The sequence below is a fragment of the Christiangramia sabulilitoris genome, assembly GCF_007050985.1.
Taxonomy (GTDB): Bacteria; Bacteroidota; Bacteroidia; order Flavobacteriales; family Flavobacteriaceae; genus Christiangramia; species Christiangramia sabulilitoris.
Genome location: NZ_VHSF01000002.1, coordinates 111,553 through 131,728 on the forward strand (window position 1 = coordinate 111,553; position 20,176 = coordinate 131,728).

At 40.6% G+C, this 20,176-nt stretch carries 17 protein-coding genes; 6 read left to right on the plus strand and 11 right to left on the minus strand.

All coding sequences use genetic code 11. From position 1 onward, the window contains the following. The first annotated feature begins 112 nt into the window (after positions 1-112). The gene (locus tag FGM01_RS06985; protein ID WP_143410439.1) at positions 113-2,512 is read left to right on the plus strand and encodes an alpha-ketoacid dehydrogenase subunit alpha/beta; all 2,400 of its coding nucleotides are present in this window, start codon (positions 113-115) and stop codon (positions 2,510-2,512) included. A 69-nt stretch (positions 2,513-2,581) separates the two neighbouring features. Here FGM01_RS06985 and FGM01_RS06990 read toward each other — a convergent pair whose 3' ends face one another. Both FGM01_RS06990 and FGM01_RS06995 read right to left on the minus strand, forming a co-directional pair. After that, positions 2,582-3,421 carry a 1,4-dihydroxy-2-naphthoyl-CoA synthase gene (locus tag FGM01_RS06990; protein WP_143410440.1) on the minus strand — a complete coding sequence of 280 codons (840 nt, stop codon included), beginning with the start codon at positions 3,419-3,421 and terminating at the stop codon, positions 2,582-2,584. Positions 3,422-3,524: 103 nt separating this feature from the next. Further along, entirely contained in the window at positions 3,525-3,929 is a 405-nt protein-coding gene (locus FGM01_RS06995) for a DUF2059 domain-containing protein (protein WP_143410441.1), read from the minus strand. A gap of 155 nt (positions 3,930-4,084) precedes the next feature. On the opposite strand from FGM01_RS06995, the gene FGM01_RS07000 reads away from it, so the two are divergent. After that, positions 4,085-4,537, plus strand: coding sequence for a hypothetical protein (locus tag FGM01_RS07000; RefSeq protein WP_143410442.1), 453 nt, complete (start codon positions 4,085-4,087; stop codon positions 4,535-4,537). Here the strand turns inward: FGM01_RS07000 and FGM01_RS07005 are convergent. The 5 genes from FGM01_RS07005 to FGM01_RS07025 form a co-directional block, all read right to left on the minus strand. Beyond that, on the minus strand, positions 4,534-5,367 hold the full coding sequence (locus tag FGM01_RS07005) for a CvfB family protein (RefSeq protein ID WP_143410443.1): 834 nt from the start codon (positions 5,365-5,367) through the stop codon (positions 4,534-4,536). The two genes, FGM01_RS07000 and FGM01_RS07005, sit on opposite strands and share 4 nt — an antisense overlap. Positions 5,368-5,465: 98 nt before the next feature. Then, positions 5,466-5,810 (minus strand): DUF2853 family protein, encoded by a 345-nt coding sequence (locus tag FGM01_RS07010; protein ID WP_143410444.1) that lies wholly within the window; start codon positions 5,808-5,810, stop codon positions 5,466-5,468. Positions 5,811-5,878: 68 nt separating this feature from the next. Continuing rightward, positions 5,879-7,612: a 2-succinyl-5-enolpyruvyl-6-hydroxy-3-cyclohexene-1-carboxylic-acid synthase gene (gene menD, locus FGM01_RS07015; protein WP_143410445.1), complete on the minus strand. Its 1,734-nt coding sequence runs from the start codon at positions 7,610-7,612 to the stop codon at positions 5,879-5,881. 50 nt (positions 7,613-7,662) lie between these two features. Further along, positions 7,663-8,805, minus strand: a complete 1,143-nt coding sequence (locus tag FGM01_RS07020) for a chorismate-binding protein (RefSeq protein WP_143410446.1) — start codon at positions 8,803-8,805, stop codon at positions 7,663-7,665. Continuing rightward, positions 8,802-9,224, minus strand: a complete 423-nt coding sequence (locus FGM01_RS07025; RefSeq protein WP_143410447.1) for a PaaI family thioesterase — start codon at positions 9,222-9,224, stop codon at positions 8,802-8,804. The genes FGM01_RS07020 and FGM01_RS07025 overlap by 4 nt, the downstream gene beginning before the upstream one ends. Before the next feature lie 48 nt (positions 9,225-9,272). On the opposite strand from FGM01_RS07025, the gene FGM01_RS07030 reads away from it, so the two are divergent. Then, positions 9,273-9,911, plus strand: a complete 639-nt coding sequence (locus FGM01_RS07030) for an alpha/beta hydrolase (RefSeq protein WP_143410448.1) — start codon at positions 9,273-9,275, stop codon at positions 9,909-9,911. Between the two features lie 48 nt (positions 9,912-9,959). On the opposite strand, the gene FGM01_RS07035 is transcribed toward FGM01_RS07030, so the two are convergent. From FGM01_RS07035 to FGM01_RS07045, 3 genes are read right to left on the minus strand one after another with little or no spacing between them, the layout of a single operon-like run. Next, the gene (locus FGM01_RS07035) at positions 9,960-11,255 is read right to left on the minus strand and encodes an amidohydrolase family protein (RefSeq protein WP_143410449.1); all 1,296 of its coding nucleotides are present in this window, start codon (positions 11,253-11,255) and stop codon (positions 9,960-9,962) included. A gap of 9 nt (positions 11,256-11,264) precedes the next feature. Then, a complete protein-coding gene (locus FGM01_RS07040) occupies positions 11,265-12,617 on the minus strand; it encodes an amidohydrolase (protein ID WP_143410450.1) in 1,353 nt (450 codons plus the stop codon). Between the two features lie 31 nt (positions 12,618-12,648). Further along, positions 12,649-14,316 carry an amidohydrolase family protein gene (locus tag FGM01_RS07045; protein WP_143410451.1) on the minus strand — a complete coding sequence of 556 codons (1,668 nt, stop codon included), beginning with the start codon at positions 14,314-14,316 and terminating at the stop codon, positions 12,649-12,651. Positions 14,317-14,524: 208 nt separating this feature from the next. Here FGM01_RS07045 and FGM01_RS07050 point away from each other — a divergent pair, with 208 nt between their 5' ends. Continuing rightward, the gene (locus FGM01_RS07050) at positions 14,525-15,787 is read left to right on the plus strand and encodes an Nramp family divalent metal transporter (RefSeq protein WP_143410452.1); all 1,263 of its coding nucleotides are present in this window, start codon (positions 14,525-14,527) and stop codon (positions 15,785-15,787) included. A gap of 100 nt (positions 15,788-15,887) precedes the next feature. On the opposite strand, the gene dnaK is transcribed toward FGM01_RS07050, so the two are convergent. Continuing rightward, entirely contained in the window at positions 15,888-17,813 is a 1,926-nt protein-coding gene (dnaK, locus tag FGM01_RS07055; protein WP_143410453.1) for a molecular chaperone DnaK, read from the minus strand. Between the two features lie 216 nt (positions 17,814-18,029). On the opposite strand from dnaK, the gene FGM01_RS07060 reads away from it, so the two are divergent. Both FGM01_RS07060 and FGM01_RS07065 read left to right on the plus strand, forming a co-directional pair. Then, on the plus strand, positions 18,030-19,463 hold the full coding sequence (locus tag FGM01_RS07060) for an L-serine ammonia-lyase (protein ID WP_143410454.1): 1,434 nt from the start codon (positions 18,030-18,032) through the stop codon (positions 19,461-19,463). 15 nt (positions 19,464-19,478) lie between these two features. Beyond that, a complete protein-coding gene (locus tag FGM01_RS07065; RefSeq protein ID WP_143410455.1) occupies positions 19,479-20,162 on the plus strand; it encodes a CPBP family glutamic-type intramembrane protease in 684 nt (227 codons plus the stop codon). The last annotated feature ends 14 nt before the right edge of the window (positions 20,163-20,176 follow it).

A 20,176-nucleotide genomic window follows, 5' to 3' on the forward strand; every position in this document is an offset into this window, starting at 1 on the left:
AATAAATACTATTTAAAGGTTAAAATTACATTATTATCAATTTTAGCTAAATAATTTGAATTGTATTTAATGATACTTTTCGCTACATTTGTTAGCATCCAAAAATTTGTTCATGCATAGCGAAACTCAAACTGAAAATTCAATTTCTTTCGATGAATTCAAGTCTCAGGTACTTGAAGATTACAGGATTGCTGTTACCAGCCGGGAATGCAGTCTTTTAGGGCGCCGGGAAGTTCTTACCGGTAAGGCAAAATTTGGAATATTTGGTGACGGAAAGGAATTACCTCAGTTGGCTATGGCCAAAGCCTTTAAAAAAGGTGACTGGAGATCTGGATACTACCGGGACCAGACTTTTATGATGGCAATAAATGAATTAAGCCCAGAGCAGTTTTTCGCCGGCTTATATGCCGATACCAATCTGGAAAATGAACCAATGTCTGCGGGACGGCAAATGGGTGGTCACTTTATGACCCACAGCCTCGATGAACACGGAAATTGGAAAAACCTGATGGAACAGAAAAATTCCAGTTCAGATATATCTCCCACTGCCGGCCAAATGCCACGCTTACTGGGACTGGCCCAGGCATCTAAGATTTTCAGAAATGTAGAAGGAATAGATGCTGAAAAATTTTCAGACAATGGAAATGAGATCGCGTGGGGAACTATAGGTAATGCAAGTACCAGTGAAGGTCATTTCTGGGAAACAATCAATGCAGCCGGTGTTTTGCAGGTACCAATGGTGATCAATGTATGGGATGACGAATATGGTATTTCTGTACACGCAAAGCATCAGACCACAAAAGAAAATATTTCTGAAATCTTAAAAGGTTTCCAGAGAGATGAGGAAAATGACGGTTATGAGATCATGGTCGTGGAAGGCTGGGATTACCCCAAACTGGTAGACACTTATGAAAAAGCTTCGGCAATAGCACGAAAGGAACATTTGCCGGTTCTAATCCATGTAAACGAATTAACCCAACCTCAGGGACACTCAACATCCGGATCTCACGAAAGATATAAGTCTGAAGAAAGACTGAAATGGGAAAAGGAATACGACTGTAATATTAAGTTCAGAGAGTGGATGATCGAGAATGATTTCGCAACTTCAGATCAACTTGAAGAACTGGAAAAAAAGATCAAAAAGGAAGTAAGAACGGCAAAGCATAATGCCTGGACCTCTTACTTAAAACCAACCCTCGAGAAAAAGAAAGAATTGATTAAAATTCTTGAGGATGCTGCAGGTTCAAGCTCTAATGCAAACTTCATCAATCCATTGAAAAAAGAGATTGAAGGAATTAAAGAGCCTCTAAAAAAAGACCTGGTTTCAATAGGAAGAAAATGTCTGCGGTATTTGATAGGTACCGATACCCCTGCAAAAAATACGCTTATAAACTGGCTGGATAAATTTGCAGACCAGGCCTATGAAGATTATGCCGCGCATTTATATAAAGAAGAAGATACAGATCTTGAAATATTACCAACTTATGATGATGAAGCGGAAGAAGTTGACGCCAGAATCATATTAAGAGACAATTTTGATACAATCTTTAGTTCCAAACCCAATACCCTTATTTTCGGAGAAGATTCAGGAGAAATTGGGGATGTAAACCAGGGGTTGGAAGGACTTCAGAAAAAATACGGTGAATTCCGCGTTTCAGATACGGGCATTAGAGAAGCCACAATTCTGGGACAGGGTATTGGAATGGCAATGCGAGGTTTGAGACCAATTGCAGAAATTCAATACCTGGATTACGTAATGTACTGTCTGCAGGGATTAAGTGATGACCTTGCAACGGTTCACTATAGAACAAAAGGTAGGCAAAAAGCGCCCTTGATAGTTCGCACCAGGGGGCACAGGCTGGAAGGAATCTGGCATAGTGGATCACAAATGGGTGGTCTTCTAAACCTTCTTAGGGGAATGTATGTGCTGGTACCGCGAAACATGACTAAAGCGGCTGGTTTTTATAATACCCTGCTAGATCTTGATACTCCTGCGTTAGTGATAGAATGTCTTAATGGCTACAGACTTAAAGAAAAGTTACCTAATAACCTTGGTGAGTTTAAAACCCCTATAGGAGTTACAGAGACCGTTAAGGAAGGAAAGGATATAACTATTGTATCCTATGCTTCTACCCTAAGGATCGTGGAAGAAGTCGCCAAAGAATTGCTTGAGGTTGATATTGATGTTGAAGTGATCGATGTACAATCGCTGCTGCCATTTGATGTAAATCACGATATTGTTAAAAGTGTAGAAAAGACAAATAGATTATTAGTTATAGATGAAGATGTACCGGGAGGAGCCTCCGCATTTATTTTGCAAAAGGTACTGGACGAACAGAATGCCTACAGGTACCTGGATAGTAAACCTCAAACCCTGACAGCGAAAGAACACAGACCGGCTTATGGAACAGACGGGGATTATTTCTCGAAACCATCTGCTGAAGATATTTATGAGAAAATCTACTCCATCATGCATGAATCAAACCCCGGGAAATATCCTAAATTGAGATAAAAGACAATTTATATAATTAAAAAAGCCATGAACGATTTCATGGCTTTTTTAATGGAATTTTATTAGTGACTACGGAATCCATTTCTTTTCAAAATTAGGCTTACGTTTTTCAAGGAATGCGTCCCTGCCCTCTTTAGCCTCATCGGTCATATAGGCGAGTCGCGTAACCTCTCCGGCGAATACCTGCTGCCCTACCATACCGTCGTCTGTAAGGTTCATGGCAAATTTCAACATCTTAATAGAGGTAGGTGATTTTGCCAGGATCTCCTGAGCCCATTCATAGGCGGTATCTTCAAGTTCAGCATGCGGTATGACCGCATTTACCATTCCCATTTCGTATGCTTCCTGGGCAGAATAATTACGCCCTAAAAAGAAAATCTCACGTGCCTTTTTCTGCCCTACCATTTTCGCCAGGTAAGCAGATCCATATCCTGCATCAAAACTGGTTACATCTGCATCGGTTTGCTTAAAGATCGCATGCTCTTTACTCGCTAAAGTAAGATCACAAACAACATGCAGACTATGTCCTCCACCAACGGCCCAACCGGGAACAACGCAGATCACTGCTTTTGGCATAAATCGAATTAATCGTTGTACCTCGAGAATGTTCAGACGGTGGTAACCATCCTCCCCAACATACCCCTGGTGTCCTCTTGCCTTTTGATCTCCACCGCTACAAAATGCCCATTTTCCATCCTTAGCTGAAGGCCCTTCGGCAGATAAAAGTACAACCCCAATTGAAGTATCCTCGTGGGCATCATGAAATGCATCCAAAAGTTCAGAGGTGGTTTTAGGTCTGAAGGCGTTGCGTACGTCAGGACGGTTAAAAGCAATTCGGGCCACTCCGTTAAATTTCTTATAGGTAATATCTTCGTATTCTTTTACAGTTTTCCAGTCGATTTTAGACATGATATAATTTTTGTGTTAAAAATAGTGCTTTACAATGATTTCAGAAAGCTGAATAAAAAAAGCCTGCGAAAATGCAGGCTTGCTATTTTTAATAATATAAAACTTAGTTCATATATTTTGCCATAAGTGGCTGCAATTCCATTCCCCAGGCCTGGCCTATTTCCATTCCTTTTTTAGTAAGTTCAGGAGTTATAGCAACCATTTTCTTACCTACAGGGGTAGCGTAAAAAGCGAGGATCTTATCTATCTCGGCTTCAGTAAAGCTTTCAGTATAAATATCTGCCATTTTATTATAAAGCTCGGTGGTACTTGCGGCCAGTTCTTTTTTAAATGCTGCTCTGTTCTTTTCAGGGATCATTTCCACGATAGGCTCTGTCATTATATCAAATTGCTGACCTGCAGTAAGTTTAATAAGAGTCACCGCTTTATCCTCAAATGTATCTGCTTTTTGAGCAAAAGAAGAAAGCCCGATTGCGCAAAATGCCAGTGTAAAAATAATTTTTTTCATAATATTAAATAAGATCTATATTTTGCTGCCAAAAGTAATCGTTTTCAACTTTTAGCATAGTGTTATCCTTCAATTTTTCAGAATGTATATTATAAATGATATAAAAATATCTAGGTTTGCACTGTTTTTGATGTGTTAGCTAATAAATTATAAAGATGAGATTGAAGTTGCTGTTCATATTCCTGTTGGTAGGAACTCTGGGACAAGCTCAGGAATACTGGGATCGTAAGGATTTCGAGATCAGTAATCGTGGGATTGATAACACCTGGAGGGAATTTAGCTTTAACTGGCAGCAACAATCCAATTTTAATTTACCCGATGGTTCTTTTCTGCATTTGAGAAATGAGTTTCAGAAAGAGGAAATTGATATGCTGGCAGTTATTGATAAATCGAACAGAAACAGGGTAAAACAACAGATAAACCTGGGATCTCCCTTACCACTGCAAAAACCCAAAGAAAAGAAATTATTCGAATTAACCGGAGAGGTTAAGGTTAGGGATGCAAATGACTCTTTTATGAATCCGTTTTATCCAAGTCCGTTCTTAAATAATTTTAACCGTCGATCTTATAATACCCGAATATATTCCCCCTACCGCTACAGCAATTAGTCTTTTAGATGAATTCCATCTTCCTTAATTTCGACTAATCTTTGTTTGTAAAGATTTCCCACTGCTTTTTTAAAACTCTTTTTACTCATCTGTAGTCGGTTTTTTATATCTTCCGGATCAGATTTATCTGAAATATCCATAAATCCACCGGCAGACTTTAATTTATCCAGGATCTTTTGAGCATTAGGCTCTATACCTCTATAGCCGGGCCGCTGGAGCATAATATCCAGTTTATTATCCTTCCTGATTCTTTTAATAAAACCGCGAACGGAATCGCCAATCTTTAAAGGTTTGAAGACTTCATCATGATATATTAAACCAAGGTGCAGCTGGTTCACGATCACATTATACCCCAGGTCTGTTTCATTACTTACCAGAAGATCTACTTCTTCGTTAGGTTTAACCGTAAGTTCATCATTATCCAGGAAGGCATGAACTTTTGAAGAAGCTGCAAGTCTGCCTGTTTCAAGGTCCAGGTAACAAAATACCAGGTAATCATTTCCCGGTTGCATAGGAATTACCTGTTCTTTAAAAGGAACAAAAAGATGCTTTTCAAGTCCCCAATCTAAAAAGGCTCCAAACTTATTCACCTCAACACAGGTAAGTTTACCAAACTGGTCAAGTTTTATTTTAGGCTTAAGTGTAGTTGCCACAGGCCTTTCCTCATGATCAAGATATACAAAGACCTCGATCTTATCATAGACCATCCATATTTCGGGTACATATTTATTAGGTAGCAGCACCTCATCACCTTCTTCATTTTCTAAGTAAATCCCGTGATCAGATTCTCTGATGATTATTAAATTGTGGTACTCTCCTAACTGAATCATATATTAAAACTTTAGCGTACAAAGATACTCTTAATCATAAATAAAAAAATCCGTTTCAGGGATTATCCCTAAAACGGATCATATTATAGAAAACAGCTTTATTTATAGATACTCTCCTTTTTAAAATGTTTGGTTAACAAGTAATAGATCACCACTCTGTATTTATTTCGGTTGGACTTTCCATATTTTTCCAGCACCTGGTTCACGGCTTCATCTACCTTTGACTCATCCTTGATCCCCAACTTCTTCATTACAAAGTTCTTTCGTACGGTTTCTATCTCAGATTTGCTGGATGAGGAAACCGTTTCTGCATCGGCATTATAAATGCTGGGTCCCATAGATTCTGTGATCTTTCTTAGCAGGTCCACATCGGGATCACTCTCCCCGACTTTAGATTTTAAATCGTCAAGATATTTACCTACTTTTTCATCAAGTTTACTCATAATTCGCTTTTTTTGATTAATCAAAATCAAGATAGGAATTAGAATTCTTAAGAAATGTTAGACTATACTTAAGATTTCATAAAATTAAAGTACTCTAGCAGCACTTCATCATTGAGTTTGCGAGGGGTTAAGATCTCCAATAGTTTTGGTCTTTCTGAAGCCTCAAAAAAATGGGTTAAATTTTCTGAAATTGCTTCTTCGGTATCTGCATATGAATATTCCAGTCCATATAAATCACAAATCGGTTTCGCATTTAGCGCGTGTGTGGTTTCAAAAAATGTTTCGAAATTTTCAGAATTTTTATTCCCGGGTAAGATTCTGAATATCCCCCCACCCTGGTTATTCAAAATAATGATCCTGAAATTTGAAGGAAGGTAATTATTCCATAACGCATTACTATCATAGAAAAAGCTAAGGTCACCGGTGATCATCAAAACAGGATCTGTACTACTTACCGCCGCTCCCACGGCCGTGGAGATGCTCCCGTCTATTCCACTGGTTCCCCGATTACAATAGGTTTTTAAACTGGGGTGCCATTCAAAAAGCTGGGCGTATCTAATAGTCGAGCTATTCCCAAAATGCACGATCATATTCTCTGGAACCTCAGGCACTATTTTCTGCATTGCCTTAAGATCTGAGTATGGAATTTCAGACATATATTTCTCGTGCCTTAATTGTCTCTTTTTTCTGATTTCTTTCCAGAAAGAGCCGTAATCGCTTTCAGCATGTCCAGTCAAAGGCAAAAATCCAGAAAAAAATGAATTGACATCGGTTTCAAAATGTTTATTGAGACAGAAGAAAGTATTATATGCTTTCTTTGGGTCTATATGCCAGTGGTGCTTCGGATTATGATTTCTTAAGAAAGACTTGATCTTCTTGGAAACGATCATTCCCCCGAAGGTCAATAGAATATCCGGTTGTAATTGCTGGAAAAGTTTCTCCCTGTCCTCATCTTTTTCGATAGGTCCAATGAGCGTGTCTATCCTGGTAAAAAATTCCCGGTGGTCCAGGTTAGAGGTCGTTTCGGTGAAAACGATCACCCCGGGATCTTCAGCAAGCAGGTCCAGGTATTTCTGTTCCACGACATTTGGCTGTGCAACACCTACGATCACCATCTTACGTTCTGCTTTATTCCATATATCTGCATAATTCTGAAGTTGAGATTCAGAATATGTTCTCTCTTTAAGCTCGGGAAGGATTTGTAAAGGATTCACTTCTATATTTTCCACAGTATCATAAAGAGGTTCATAGAACGGAACATTTATATGAACTGGCCCTTTTTCCTCGATAGCCTTATTCAAAGCCAGGTTCACTTCCCTTTCGTTATGTTTCTGAGCTTCGAATTGTTTCTGTTGCAGTTTGGGATTAACTGGCTCATCGTCCAGCACCAATTCTGAATATAAATTCGCCGAGTACAGGATATGATTCTCAAATACATTTTTTTGCCTTATGGTCTGCCCGTCTCCAATATCTATTCGCTCTACTGGTCTGTCTGCTGAAATTACTACCAGTGGAATATCACTATAGTAAGCTTCGGCTATGGCGGGATAATAGTTAAGCAATGCTGACCCGGATGTACATACCAGCGCCACAGGCGTTTTCAATTGCTGGGCCATTCCCAGGGCAAAAAAGGCAGCACATCGCTCATCTACGACACTATAGGCATTAATTTCATCGTGATGTGTAAAGCCTATGGTCAAAGGTGCGTTCCGGGAGCCCGGGGAGATCACTACATTTTTTATGTTTTTTGCCACGCATAAAGCAACAACAGAGCGGGCAACAGGAATTTTTGAATATTTCATAGAAGCTCAAAATTACAATTTACAAGAATTTTATAAGTGGCTTTTTGAGCTTATTTAACAAGTACGGCTTTCATGGTCTGGGATTTATTGACCGTTTCCATCCATTCATCTGCTGCATTGGAGTCTTTGGTGATCCCTCCCCCTACATAGATTCGGGCATTTCCCTCTTTAAGTTTCATGCAACGAAGGTTTACATAGAGATCTGTTTGTTTTGAGATGGAGGCAAATTGTTGATTTTCCTGGTTCTTTTTATTTGAATTACGCTTCTGCTCAAATTTAAAATTCAATTCGCCCAGATAACCTGAGTAAAATTCTCTGGAATGATCTTCATTTTCCTGAATAAATTTCAGGGCTGGTTCTTTAGGCAACCCACAAACGGCCGGTGTAGGATGTAAGGCTTCTATAAGATCCTTTAAACTCTCTTTATCCTTAATATGCCCGGATATATCGGTACATATATGGAGTAAGTTTCCGGCCTTTGCAGAGTAGGGCCTGGAGGCCTGAATCTTTTCTATTGCGGGAAGCTTTTCCAGAGAATCTAAAATATAATCGGTTACAAATAGTTGCTCCTCCACTTCCTTCGTCTGCCACTCAACATCGGTTTCACCTTTGTATAGCTGGGTTCCGGCAAGGGCCATGGTCTGGAACCGATTCCTTTCTGCTTTTAGCAAAGTCTCAGGAGTGGCTCCAAGCCAAATGCCGGTATCCGGATGGTACCATAGATAAACCATCGCCGAGCTATACTTTTCAAGAAGATTCTTAAATATTCTTATAGGATCGGGATCATGTACCGGCACACGTTCAGACCGTGATAGCACTACTTTTTTAAGATCGCTCTCTTTGATCTTATCAATGCCCTTTTGGACCAGTAATTCATGCTTTTTTTGATCTTCCTCCATCATTTCAAAATCGAAACCTGGAAAAGATTGCTCTTCCTCATCTGTTGGATCACCCTTAAATTGAAAATCAAAAATTTCAGATTCGTCCGAAGGGATCAGGTAAGCTTTACTGCGTATATCAAAAGGTGCAAAAACAAACCCGCTTTCAGACAGGTCTTCAGCGAGGTGAGAATGAATATCTTTTTGCAATAATGCTTTAGCCTGAAACATTCCGGGTTTCCTGTAAGCCACAAACGGGCGTTTTTTCTCTAACTGAGTTCTAAGTTTAGAAAAAAGGTCCACTGCGTTTATCATTTCTTTTCTTTAGGAAGTGCTATCGTTGTTAACTTAACAATAGAAATTAGATTTGACTTTTCGTCTGTTATACGAATTTCCATAAGCTGGGTGGTTCGTCCCTTATGAATAAAGGTCGCTTTAGCGAAAACATAACCTTCTTTAATACTTTTTAAATGATTGGCGCTTATTTCAATACCCCGAACAAAAAACTTCTCCCGATCCATAAAAACAAAACTAGCCATGCTACCCACGCTTTCAGCAAGGGCCACACTGGCTCCCCCGTGTAAAACCCCATCTGGCTGGTGCACTCTTGAATTTACCGGCATTTTCGCGATTAAATAATCTTCTCCCAGTTCAGTAAATTCAATTTCAAGGGTTTCCATCAAAGTATTCTTACATATCTTTTTGGAAAGCTTCAATAGTTCGTCTTTAGTCATTATTGAAAAGATTGGTTACTTTGTAAAAGTACAAAAGAGTAAAGAACCATGAGTAAAGAGAAAAGTCTTTCTTACACTATTACCAACACCTATTCCACATTAAATGAAAAAACCGAAAAAACCAGAACAGTATGGTTAGCATTTCACGGTATCGGCTATTTAAGCAGGTATTTTCTCAAATATTTCAAACATCTTGATCCTGAAAAAAATTACATAATCGCACCCCAGGCACAATCAAAGTATTATCTGAACGGAGCTTACCGGCATGTTGGAGCTTCGTGGCTCACCAAAGAAAATACCGAGGCCGAAATAGAAAATATGCTGAACTACCTAGATGCCGTTTTTAAAGCAGAAAATCTGCAGGAAATTGAAAACCTGAATATTTTAGGTTACTCTCAGGGAGTTTCTGTCGCGACAAGGTTCGTGGCCAGGAGAAAAATACATTGCCAAAATTTGATCATGCATTCCGGAAAAGTTCCTCAGGAACTAAATCGGGGAGATTTCAGTTTTCTCAAGAACACCAGCTTTAGTTTTATCTATGGAACTAAGGATGAATACCTTCAAAAAGGAATCATTGAAGTGGAAGAAAAGAGAGTAAAAGAATTGTTTCCCGGGAATCTGGAAGTTTTGAGCTTTGAGGGTGGTCATGAAGTAAATACTAAAATCATCAAAGAACTGGCGAAATAAAAAAAGCGCAACCTTCAGTTACGCTTTTTTGTATAATTAGTCATGATCCTATTTTTGCAGTCCCGGACTTCTTTGAAGGAATTCTTCATAAAGTTCGGTATGCCTGCTTTGCATAGGGATCTTCCAGCCATTGATAAAAACATGTTCAATATCTGTAGAAGTCTCGAATGGGTGTCCGGTGGAAATGAACAGGTTTGCTTGTTTTCCTACTTCCAGGGATCCTAATTTATCTGAAACCTGGAACAATTCGGCTGGCACAATAGTAATGGCCTTAAAAGCCTCTTCTTCGGTCATTCCGTAAGCAGCGGCAAACCCGGCATTATAAGGCAGGTTACGCACATTTTCCGCTTCAGAACTCCTGATAGCAACCTTTACTCCTGCCTTTAAAAGATCAGAAGGATTGGTATATGGCCTGTCGTAACGATCATAATCTCTTGCAGGAGTACTTAGGGTTGGTCCAACGATCACAGGGATTCCAGCCTCAGCGATCTTATCTGCCACACGGAAGCCTTCCTGCACGCCGGTGAAAATTGCTCTTACTCCAGTCTTCTCAACCCACTCCAAAGCCTTTTTTATATCCTTTTCTTTATTCACTTCTATCATCAAAGGCACTTCTTTTCGGTAAACCGGAAGCAGAGCCTTCATTTCAGGATAATAATCCATGTCTACAGAAGTTCCTCCATTGGCCTTAATACTATCCAGTTCATGGTATTGCTCCACTTTTTTCCAGATATCATCCAGTTCCTTCATGTCTTCCTTGGTCTCCTTTTCGATCTCTTCATCAGAACGCCGGTCCCACCAGCCTCTTTTTCCCGAAGAAGGAAAATTCATGACTGCTGCAGAAAAACCTGCCGACATCTGGTTTGGAGTATATCCGTGAAGATTGATCAATGCAGCCTGTCCAGGGAATAATCCTCCATCTGGTACGGTAAGAGCCGAGGTTACACCACTCACCCTGGTTACAGGAATCAGCGCTGAGTTTGGATTTATTGCAGTTAGTGCTTTCATATGAGGGATCACATTACCAATTTCCCTTGAATCATCGGTTCTATCTACCGAGCTTACTTCCACAAGTCCCAGAGAAGTTCCGCTATCTATCATTCCAGGGAAAATATGTAGCCCACTACAGTCTATCTTTTCGACTTCAGCTCCCAAGTTTCCTAAATCCCCGATCTTCGATATCTTTCCATTTTCGATAAGCAAATTCGAATTCTCGATTGTACCGTTGGTCACGGTATGTATAGTAGCGTTCATCAGGGCAAAGCTCCCATTTTCAGCCTTTGGACTCTGAGCTGAACAAAATCCTGCTATCGCTATAATAAGTATAAAAGTTAATTTTCTCATGTCAATCTTTTAATTTGTTAAGAACCATTCTGCATTGGCCATACACTTCTCATGCTCGGTTCTGCTTCTCATCACATCGATCTCCTCGCTAGGATCTACATAAATTCGCATATCGTCCTGATCCTCGTTGATGTCGAAATATTTTACACCATCCACAAAGGTCATTTGCGGTACCGCGTAGATCGAAAGCGGATGATTCTTGAAGATCACCACATCGCCATCCTTCCCTACTTCCAGCGAACCTACCCTGTCATCTATTCCAAGCTGTTTAGCCGGATTCAGGGTGATGAGTTTTAAGGCTTCATCATCGGTAAGATCTCCGTATTTCTGGGTCTTGGCAGCCTCGTGAAATAAGTGTCTGATCAATTCTCCACTGTCTGAATTGATCGAAGTGGTTACCCCGTTCTTTGTTAGGATGGCTGCGTTGTAAGCGGTAGAATAATAAACTTCGAATTTGTAGGCCCACCAGTCGGCAAAGACTGAAGCCATTGCTCCAAATTCAGCGATCTCAGGAGCTACCTTGAATCCTTCGTTCACATGCTGAAAAACCAGTTTTTTAATTCCATAATCCTTGAATACATCCATAAGCATCAGGATCTCGTCGGCACGATAAGAGTGGCAATGCACAATGATCTCTCCGCGAAGTATATCTGCGATCACTTCCTTCTGAAGATCATATTCCGGAGCCATTCCTTTATAACCTCTTTTATTCTTATTGGCATTATACTCATCCCATTTTTCCAAGTATTCTTTAGCTTCAGAAAAAGCTCTGCGGAATACCTGCTCTACTCCCATTCTGGTTCTAGGAACGATGTTATTACCTGTTCCATGAACCCGGGTTGGATTCTCACCAAGAGCGAATTTAATGGTACGTGGCGCACCTTCCATCCTAAGCTCATCCATCTTCACGGTGCCCCATCTATGCTTGATGGTCTCATTCTGTCCTCCAATCGCATTAGCCGAACCGTGCATGGAATGAGAAATGGTCACTCCACCTGCAAGGGCTCTATATATGGAAACATCGAATGGATCCAGTGCATCACCAACCCAAACCTGAGCGGTTACCGGGCTGGTAGCTTCGTTCACAGCATCCAGAGCGATATGCGAATGCGCGTCGATGATTCCCGGCATTACATACTGTCCGGTCGCATCTACAACCGTGGCGTTGGAAGAAGCTGAAAGATCTTTCCCGATCCCGGCTATTTTTCCATCCTTGATGTATACATCTGTATTTTCCCTGGTGCCATCGGTAATCGTGATCACCGTGGCGTTCTTGATCAATACTTCACCTTTCTTCGTTTGAGCCCATACAGAAACGGCTACGAATTGAAGTATCATTATAAAGATTATATGTTTTCTCATTTCTTTTATTCTGTTTTTGAAATCTCCTGAATTAATTGCGTTTAGCAGGCACTTTACTGCCTTCTACCGGAAAACTTTCACCGCTTCCGGCTATTTCCATATAACCATCGAAGCTTTCTCCTGAAATCGTCAATGAAGCTTCAATGTCCAGGTTCTGACTCTGAAAGGTCACACTATATTCAAATGAAAGTACATCAGCAGAAAGCTGAATATTGCGAAGTTCGTTTTCCTGGCCTGTAATAGTGTTATAGATTGTTCCGGTAAAATCACCCCCTTCATCCTTCAGGATGGTAATGGTACCGGTCATGGTTCCGGCCGGAGTTTCAGCTTCAAAGGTCCAGTCTCCACTTACTATATCCAGAACTTCAGCATCCGGTTTTTTAGATTCCTTTAGATCATATTCATACAGCTTGCCCTCGATCATCACATATTTGATCCTGGCGTCTTTTTCAAAATATGGTTTATTAGAAATTAAAAGGTTGGCGAGCTTGCCCTTTTCCACTGTCCCGATGCTTTTATCCAAACCTGCCTGTCTGGCTGGTGTAGTGGTAAGCGCGGCAAGAGCAGCATCAGTACTCAAGCCGTTCTCAACGATCTTTTGCAGGTTCTTTTGAACATCCTTTGGTTTAACCTCCAGGCCTGAAAAAGAAAATGGAATTCCGGCCGCAGCATATTCTGCCATTTGAGAATAATATTTTTTCAGAAATTCCTGTCTTCTGCCTTCCAGTGCTATCTGCTCCTTGGAAGTATCTTCGGTTTTTGAAGAATCTTTTTTCTTCTCTTCCCATTTCGGCATATCAAGACTGAACTGAACCTTTGAATTGCTTGTTTTTACATCGCTCACAAGGTCCCAGCCTTCCTTTAGTTCGGTTAAAACCAAATCGAAGCCAAGATCTTTCTGAAGAATCATCGCTCGCTGAGCTTCCAGAATTTCTTCGGTCTTAAAGAAAACAGGCACCTGGTTTTTGATGACCGGGTAGAACGCCTCTAGTGTTCTGTTCTTTGTAGGACGTTTTCTTCCGGATGGATCCTTGTCAAAAGCAATTGAATATTCCATCGACTGATCTGCTTGCCGGTAAAGCTGGCGGTAATGTGCCATGACCCCAAGGATGGTTGCAGGATACATTCTCCTGGCTCCATCGAAAGTGGAATACAAAGCTGTTTCAGCTTTAAGGATTGGGTTTTCAGGATTTCCACCTAAAAGTATCATCGATCCGGTTCCTGGAAGCATTCCTCCTTTTGGTGAGGTTTGAGCAACAGTAAATCCTGCCTCCCTCCATTCAGATACCGATTTATCTGTCATATCCAAGTACTGGTAAACTTTTCGCTCAGGTGTGATTCCGGCAAGTTCATTCGGTGGATTACCAGGATCCTCAACCTTGGCATTACGGTCTTCCTTATTTTCCGGCATTTTTATACCTACATGAGAATGACCGAGTATAAAACCAGGATATAGATGTAAACTGTCGGCTTTCAAAATACGAGCTCCAGGCGGAATTTGAATATTTTTGCCAACAGCTTCAATTAAACCATCTCTTACCAGGACGGTTCCATTTTCAATTATTTCTCCGGGTTTTGGATTTATGGTTATGTTGGTGATCGCTACCGTACCGGTCACCGGCGCAAGTTCTTTATCCTGTGCCCTACCCGAGTAGGTAATAAAAAGTAAGAGCAAAAATGCCCAGGTAATTTTCTTCATATTGTACTTTTTTATCAATGAGCTGCTGAAGATAAAATATTTTGAATGAATCGTTCCATCAAAGTGATTTGAAACCTTATATATCTTTAAAATATCTAATCATTTTTTGAAGCTAGCTGAGATAAATTCTGAAATAAGGTTAAAATTATCTTTATTTGAACTTGATGGGAATACACAAATTCCTGGCCTAACCAAATTTTTTAACCAAATGGAAAATACCTCCAATTCCAGCAATTCAATTTTTAAGACCATCGGACCCGGGTTTCTACTAGCCGGTGCCGCCATTGGAGTTTCGCACCTGGTGCAGGCCACGCGAGCTGGTGCAGATTACGGTTTTCTATTATTATGGGTTTTAGTCCTGGCCTGTGTCACCAAATATCCATTCCTGGAATTTGGACCGCGCTTTGCCGCCGGATCTGGCAATCATCTAATTACCGGATATAGAAAAATGGGCAAGTTCCCATACTGGACATTTATAGTTATAACCGTTGGAAGCATGTTTATCATACAGGCTGCGGTAACCATTGTTACTGCCGGCCTCGCCGAAAGATTATTTGGGATGGGCTGGTCAACCTTCACCTGGAGTTTCGTAATTCTAGGTACCTGCATTGCGCTGCTTTTGATCGGAAAATATCCTGCTCTGGACAAAACCATGAAGGTGATTGTAAGTCTTTTAGGACTTGCCACGCTAACCGCAGTGCTGCTGGCTTTTGGCGAAGGCCGGGTTGAAAATGTCCTTTCCATCACTCCTCCTGAAGTATGGAATAAAGCCGGCATCGCCTTTATCATTTCATTTATGGGATGGATGCCTATTCCCCTAGATGCCTCTGTCTGGCATTCCATCTGGACTAAAGAGAAAGCTGAAAGAAACAAAAGAAGAACAACGATCAAAGAAGCCTTTACCGACTTTAATGTTGGTTATATGGCTGCAGCAATTATCGGACTTTTATTTTTCCTGATGGGTGCCCTCATTATGTTTGGTTCCGGGGTTAGCTTCTCGGGCAACGGAGTTGAATTTTCAGGCCAGCTTATAGATCTATATGGAAAAACCCTGGGAGACTGGAGTAAACCAATCATCGCTGTGGCGGCTTTTATTGCCATGTTTTCCACCACCCTGGCCGTTACCGACGCCTTTCCCAGGGTAATCTCAGAAATATTAGCCGAAAATAAGCCTCGTTCCAAGCCTAAAATTAAATGGATAAATTATAAAATCAATGTATTCCTCATCCCAGGATTGTCGCTTCTAATTCTGTATTTTTTCACAACCTCCTTCACCACCCTGATAGATTTTGCTACAGCTCTTTCTTTTCTTTCGGCTCCGTTTATAGCCTGGTTCAATTATAAACTGGTGACCGGAGAACAATTGAAGGTAGTGGACAGACCGGGAAAGGTCTACCGTTATTTCAGCTTGGGCTGCCTAGCCATTCTGGTACTATTCAATCTTGTTTATATCTATACGCTAATAGAATAAAAAAAGCCCCGCATTTCTGCGAGGCTTTCTATCCGTATTATGATTTGATTTTATGAAAACCCCTCGTTAACCTCGGGATAAGCGACACTTAAGGTCTTGCTTATTTCACTTCCTCAAAATCTACGTCTTCTACATCATCTCCGGCTTTTGCGCCTTCACCTTCAGCACCGGTTGCACCTTGTTGCGGTCCACCTGGCTGTCCGTTAGCACCGCCCTGAGCTTCTGCCTGTGCTTTATACATCTCTTCAGAAGCTGTTTTCCATGCTTCGTTGATCTTGTCTAAAGCAGGCTGAATAGTTTCAACTTCTTTAGTTTCGTAAGCTTTCTTCAGTTCTTCTAAAGCTTCTTCGATCGGCTTTTTCTTATCATCTGAAAGTTTATCGCCAAATTCCTTCAACTGCTTCTCAGTCTGGAAGATCATTGCATCAGCTTCATTCAGCTTATCAACTTTTTCTTTGGCTTTTTTATCAGACTCAGCATTCGCTTCAGCCTCTTTCTTCATTTTTTCGATTTCCTCCTCAGTTAATCCTGAAGATGCTTCGATACGAATATCCTGAGACTTACCGGTTGCTTTATCTGTTGCACTTACTTTAATGATACCATTGGCATCGATATCGAAAGTTACTTCGATTTGAGGTGTTCCTCGTGGCGCTGGTGGAATTCCGTCTAAATGGAATCTACCAATAGTCTTGTTATCTGCCGCCATTGGACGCTCTCCCTGAAGTACGTGGATCTCAACAGAAGGCTGATTATCTGCCGCTGTAGAGAAAGTCTGTGACTTCTTGGTTGGGATCGTAGTGTTCGCCTCAATAAGTTTAGTATTTACTCCTCCCATAGTTTCAATACCTAGAGAAAGTGGAGTAACGTCCAGAAGCAATACATCTTTAACGTCTCCGGTAAGTACACCACCCTGGATAGCTGCACCTATTGCAACAACCTCATCTGGGTTTACACCTTTAGAAGGTTTCTTACCAAAGAATGTCTCTACTTCTTCCTGAATTTTAGGAATACGTGTTGATCCACCCACAAGAATTACCTCGTCGATATCACTTTTTGTAAGACCTGCATCGCTTAAAGCTTTTTTTACAGGCTCCATAGATCTGGTTACTAAATCTGAAGCTAACTGCTCAAATTTAGAACGGGTTATAGTTTCTACAAGGTGTTTTGGTCCACTTGCCGTAGCAGTAACATACGGTAAGTTGATTTCTGTTTGAGAAGAAGATGATAATTCGATCTTCGCTTTCTCTGCAGCTTCCTTCAATCTCTGAAGTGCCATAGGATCTTTTCTAAGATCGATGTCTTCAGCTTTTTGGAAATTATCTGCAAGATAGTCGATCAATACCTCATCAAAGTCATCCCCACCAAGGTGAGTATCACCATTAGTAGAAAGTACTTCAAATACACCGTCACCTAATTCAAGAATAGAAATATCGAAAGTACCACCACCAAGGTCATACACAGCGATCTTCTGATCCTGAGATTTTTTATCCAATCCGTAAGCAAGTGCTGCTGCGGTTGGCTCGTTTATAATTCTTCTTACTTTAAGACCTGCGATCTCACCAGCTTCTTTAGTAGCGTGACGCTGAGAATCATTAAAATATGCAGGTACGGTAATAACCGCTTCGGTTACATCCTGTCCAAGGTAATCCTCGGCAGTTTTCTTCATCTTCTGAAGAACCATCGCAGAAAGTTCCTGCGGTGTATAAAGACGACCGTCTATTTCTACTCTTGGGGTATCGTTGTCACCTTTTTTAACGGTATAAGGCACTCTTCCAGCTTCCTTAGAAGATTCAGAATACTTATTCCCCATAAATCTTTTGATAGAAGAAATAGTCTTAGTTGGGTTTGTTACAGCCTGACGTTTTGCAGGATCTCCAACTTTTATCTCGCCACCTTCTACAAATGCGATCACAGAAGGTGTAGTTCTTTTTCCTTCGGCATTAGGTATAACTGTTGGCTCACTACCTTCCATTACGGCTACGCAGGAGTTGGTTGTACCCAAGTCAATTCCAATTACTTTACTCATAACTATATAACTTGTTTTTACGTTAGATTATCAATTTTACAGTCACTAGAAGTCAATCATTATGCCAGCGCAAATCTTCTGACAGACTGTCACATTTTGAACCAGTCCTTGTCACAGGCCGCTTTTTAAACGATTTACTACAACGATATAATTTTCGCAATTTTTAATGCATAGGATTAAACATTCGTTATTTTTGTTTCCAAATTTTCTTTCTAAATGCGAAAAATAGAATGCATTAGCGTTTTTGACATGTTAAAGGTTGGTGTTGGACCATCCAGTTCACATACCCTGGGTCCATGGAGGGCTGCTCAGCGATGGATTTCCGAATTAAAAAAGAAAGACAGGTTTGAGGAGGTTGACAAGATCCATATAGATCTTTATGGCTCTTTGAGCTTAACCGGGAAGGGGCACGCTACAGATATTGCAACTCTGCTGGGTTTACTGGGGCATGATCCTGTGACCATGGACATTTCTATTATTGAATCTGAAATAGGTAAAATCAGGGAAACCGGTAAGTTACTGTTGAATGGGGAAAGACTCATCGATTTCAATATTTTAGAGAATATTAAATTTAACCGGAAATTTCTAGAATTTCATCCAAACGGGATGACCTTTAGAGCCTGCCTGTTTAATGGAAAGAAAACATCTTCCTCATTTTATTCTATTGGTGGCGGTTTTGTGGTCAAAAAAGAGCGCAAAAATGCAAGCAGGAAGATGAAAAATTTCCAGCAGTTTCCTTTTCCGGTGGAAAAGGCGACAGAACTTTTGCTTTATTGTAAACAGGAGAACAAGCCAATTTCAGAAATAGTTCTCGAAAATGAGCGGTCTTTAAGAAGTGATGACGAAATAGATGCCAATTTTAAGCAGATCTGGAAAGTGATGCTGGAATCTATGTATATAGGCTGCCATACCGAAGGGACTTTACCCGGTGGGCTTAATGTGAAAAGGCGAGCTTTTGAGATGCATCAGCGCTTAATTGGAGAAACCAAATATACCAATACCAAGGATTGGATCCCTGCCATTAGGCAAACTGAGGTGAAATTCCGTCAGATTTTAAAATGGGTTACCTGTTTTGCTTTAAGTGTAAATGAGGTGAATGCGTCATTAGGAAGAGTAGTTACTGCCCCTACCAATGGAAGTGCCGGCACTGTTCCAGCGGTGTTGATGTATTATATGTGTATTGAGAATCACGATGCCACCTATGAGGATATTAAAAAATTTATGCTGGTAGCGGGAGAAATTGGAAGTCTCTTTAAAAAAGGCGCTACTATTTCGGCAGCTATGGGTGGTTGCCAGGCAGAGATCGGGGTTTCTTCAGCAATGGCTGCCGGAGGATTAACCGAATTAATGGGAGGAACTCCGGAAGAGGTACTTATGGCCAGCGAAATTGCCATGGAGCATCACCTGGGACTTACCTGCGATCCTATTGGAGGATTGGTTCAGGTACCATGTATAGAAAGAAACGCCATGGGAGCGATAAAGGCCATAAATGCAGCTGAGATCGCTATGGAAAGTGATGCCAGCAAAGCCAAAGTACCCCTGGATAAGGTAATCGAGACCATGTGGGAAACAGCCAAGGATATGAATATAAAATATAAGGAAACCTCAGAAGGAGGGCTGGCAGTCAAAGTGAGCTTGAGTGATTGCTAATAATCTTAAAGGAATTTGAATTTACTTGCAGAGAATAATATAAAAGCTAAAGTGAAAAACCTGGTGAGGAATTTTGCTTTAATGCTCCTGTTTTATTTTCTCTTTTTCTTCATTATCCGGATTCTTGATGTTTTTGTATTTGATCTGAATTTTCAGAAATATGAACAGCTGGAACTATTGAAGATACTCCAGGAAGATCCCTTGAAATTTGTTTTCCTTGCAGCAATCGTAGCACCTGTTATCGAAGAAAGTATCTTTAGAAGCATTTTGAAACCCAATGCCACGGGCATTAAGATCTTTACCTGCGCCCTGCTTTATCTTTTAGGAATTGCGATCATTCCGGAAAATGCACACTGGGCTTTGAAATACACTTTGCTCTTTGGCAGTCTTATCTTTTGCTATTACGCTTTGGGAGAACTTGTACCCACCTGGTTTTTTAAAAAAATCTGTTACTGGCTGCACAAATACTACCTGCTTATCTGGTTTGCCGGAGCATTAATTTTTGGGATAGCTCATATCTATAATTATGTAGAGACTTTTCAATTGGACCTGGTGCTGTTATTCCTGATCTTTCCCCGGGTCATTGCCGGCTTCTTTTTCGGAAAAGTAAAAATTGAAAATAAAGGATTGATATGGCCGGTCCTGATGCATAGCATGAACAACTCCATGGTGCTAATCGTACTTCTTCCTTTTACCTGATCACTACGGTTTAT

Excerpts from the sequence above, each read along its gene's own strand:
- FGM01_RS06985 (WP_143410439.1), top strand. The coding sequence starts at position 113 with ATGCATAGCGAAACTCAAACTGAAAATTCAATTTCTTTCGATGAATTC.
- FGM01_RS06990 (WP_143410440.1), bottom strand. The coding sequence starts at position 3,421 with ATGTCTAAAATCGACTGGAAAACTGTAAAAGAATACGAAGATATTACC.
- FGM01_RS06995 (WP_143410441.1), bottom strand. The coding sequence starts at position 3,929 with ATGAAAAAAATTATTTTTACACTGGCATTTTGCGCAATCGGGCTTTCT.
- FGM01_RS07000 (WP_143410442.1), top strand. The coding sequence starts at position 4,085 with ATGAGATTGAAGTTGCTGTTCATATTCCTGTTGGTAGGAACTCTGGGA.
- FGM01_RS07005 (WP_143410443.1), bottom strand. The coding sequence starts at position 5,367 with ATGATTCAGTTAGGAGAGTACCACAATTTAATAATCATCAGAGAATCT.
- FGM01_RS07010 (WP_143410444.1), bottom strand. The coding sequence starts at position 5,810 with ATGAGTAAACTTGATGAAAAAGTAGGTAAATATCTTGACGATTTAAAA.
- menD (WP_143410445.1), bottom strand. The coding sequence starts at position 7,612 with ATGAAATATTCAAAAATTCCTGTTGCCCGCTCTGTTGTTGCTTTATGC.
- FGM01_RS07020 (WP_143410446.1), bottom strand. The coding sequence starts at position 8,805 with ATGATAAACGCAGTGGACCTTTTTTCTAAACTTAGAACTCAGTTAGAG.
- FGM01_RS07025 (WP_143410447.1), bottom strand. The coding sequence starts at position 9,224 with ATGACTAAAGACGAACTATTGAAGCTTTCCAAAAAGATATGTAAGAAT.
- FGM01_RS07030 (WP_143410448.1), top strand. The coding sequence starts at position 9,273 with ATGAGTAAAGAGAAAAGTCTTTCTTACACTATTACCAACACCTATTCC.
- FGM01_RS07035 (WP_143410449.1), bottom strand. The coding sequence starts at position 11,255 with ATGAGAAAATTAACTTTTATACTTATTATAGCGATAGCAGGATTTTGT.
- FGM01_RS07040 (WP_143410450.1), bottom strand. The coding sequence starts at position 12,617 with ATGAGAAAACATATAATCTTTATAATGATACTTCAATTCGTAGCCGTT.
- FGM01_RS07045 (WP_143410451.1), bottom strand. The coding sequence starts at position 14,316 with ATGAAGAAAATTACCTGGGCATTTTTGCTCTTACTTTTTATTACCTAC.
- FGM01_RS07050 (WP_143410452.1), top strand. The coding sequence starts at position 14,525 with ATGGAAAATACCTCCAATTCCAGCAATTCAATTTTTAAGACCATCGGA.
- dnaK (WP_143410453.1), bottom strand. The coding sequence starts at position 17,813 with ATGAGTAAAGTAATTGGAATTGACTTGGGTACAACCAACTCCTGCGTA.
- FGM01_RS07060 (WP_143410454.1), top strand. The coding sequence starts at position 18,030 with ATGCGAAAAATAGAATGCATTAGCGTTTTTGACATGTTAAAGGTTGGT.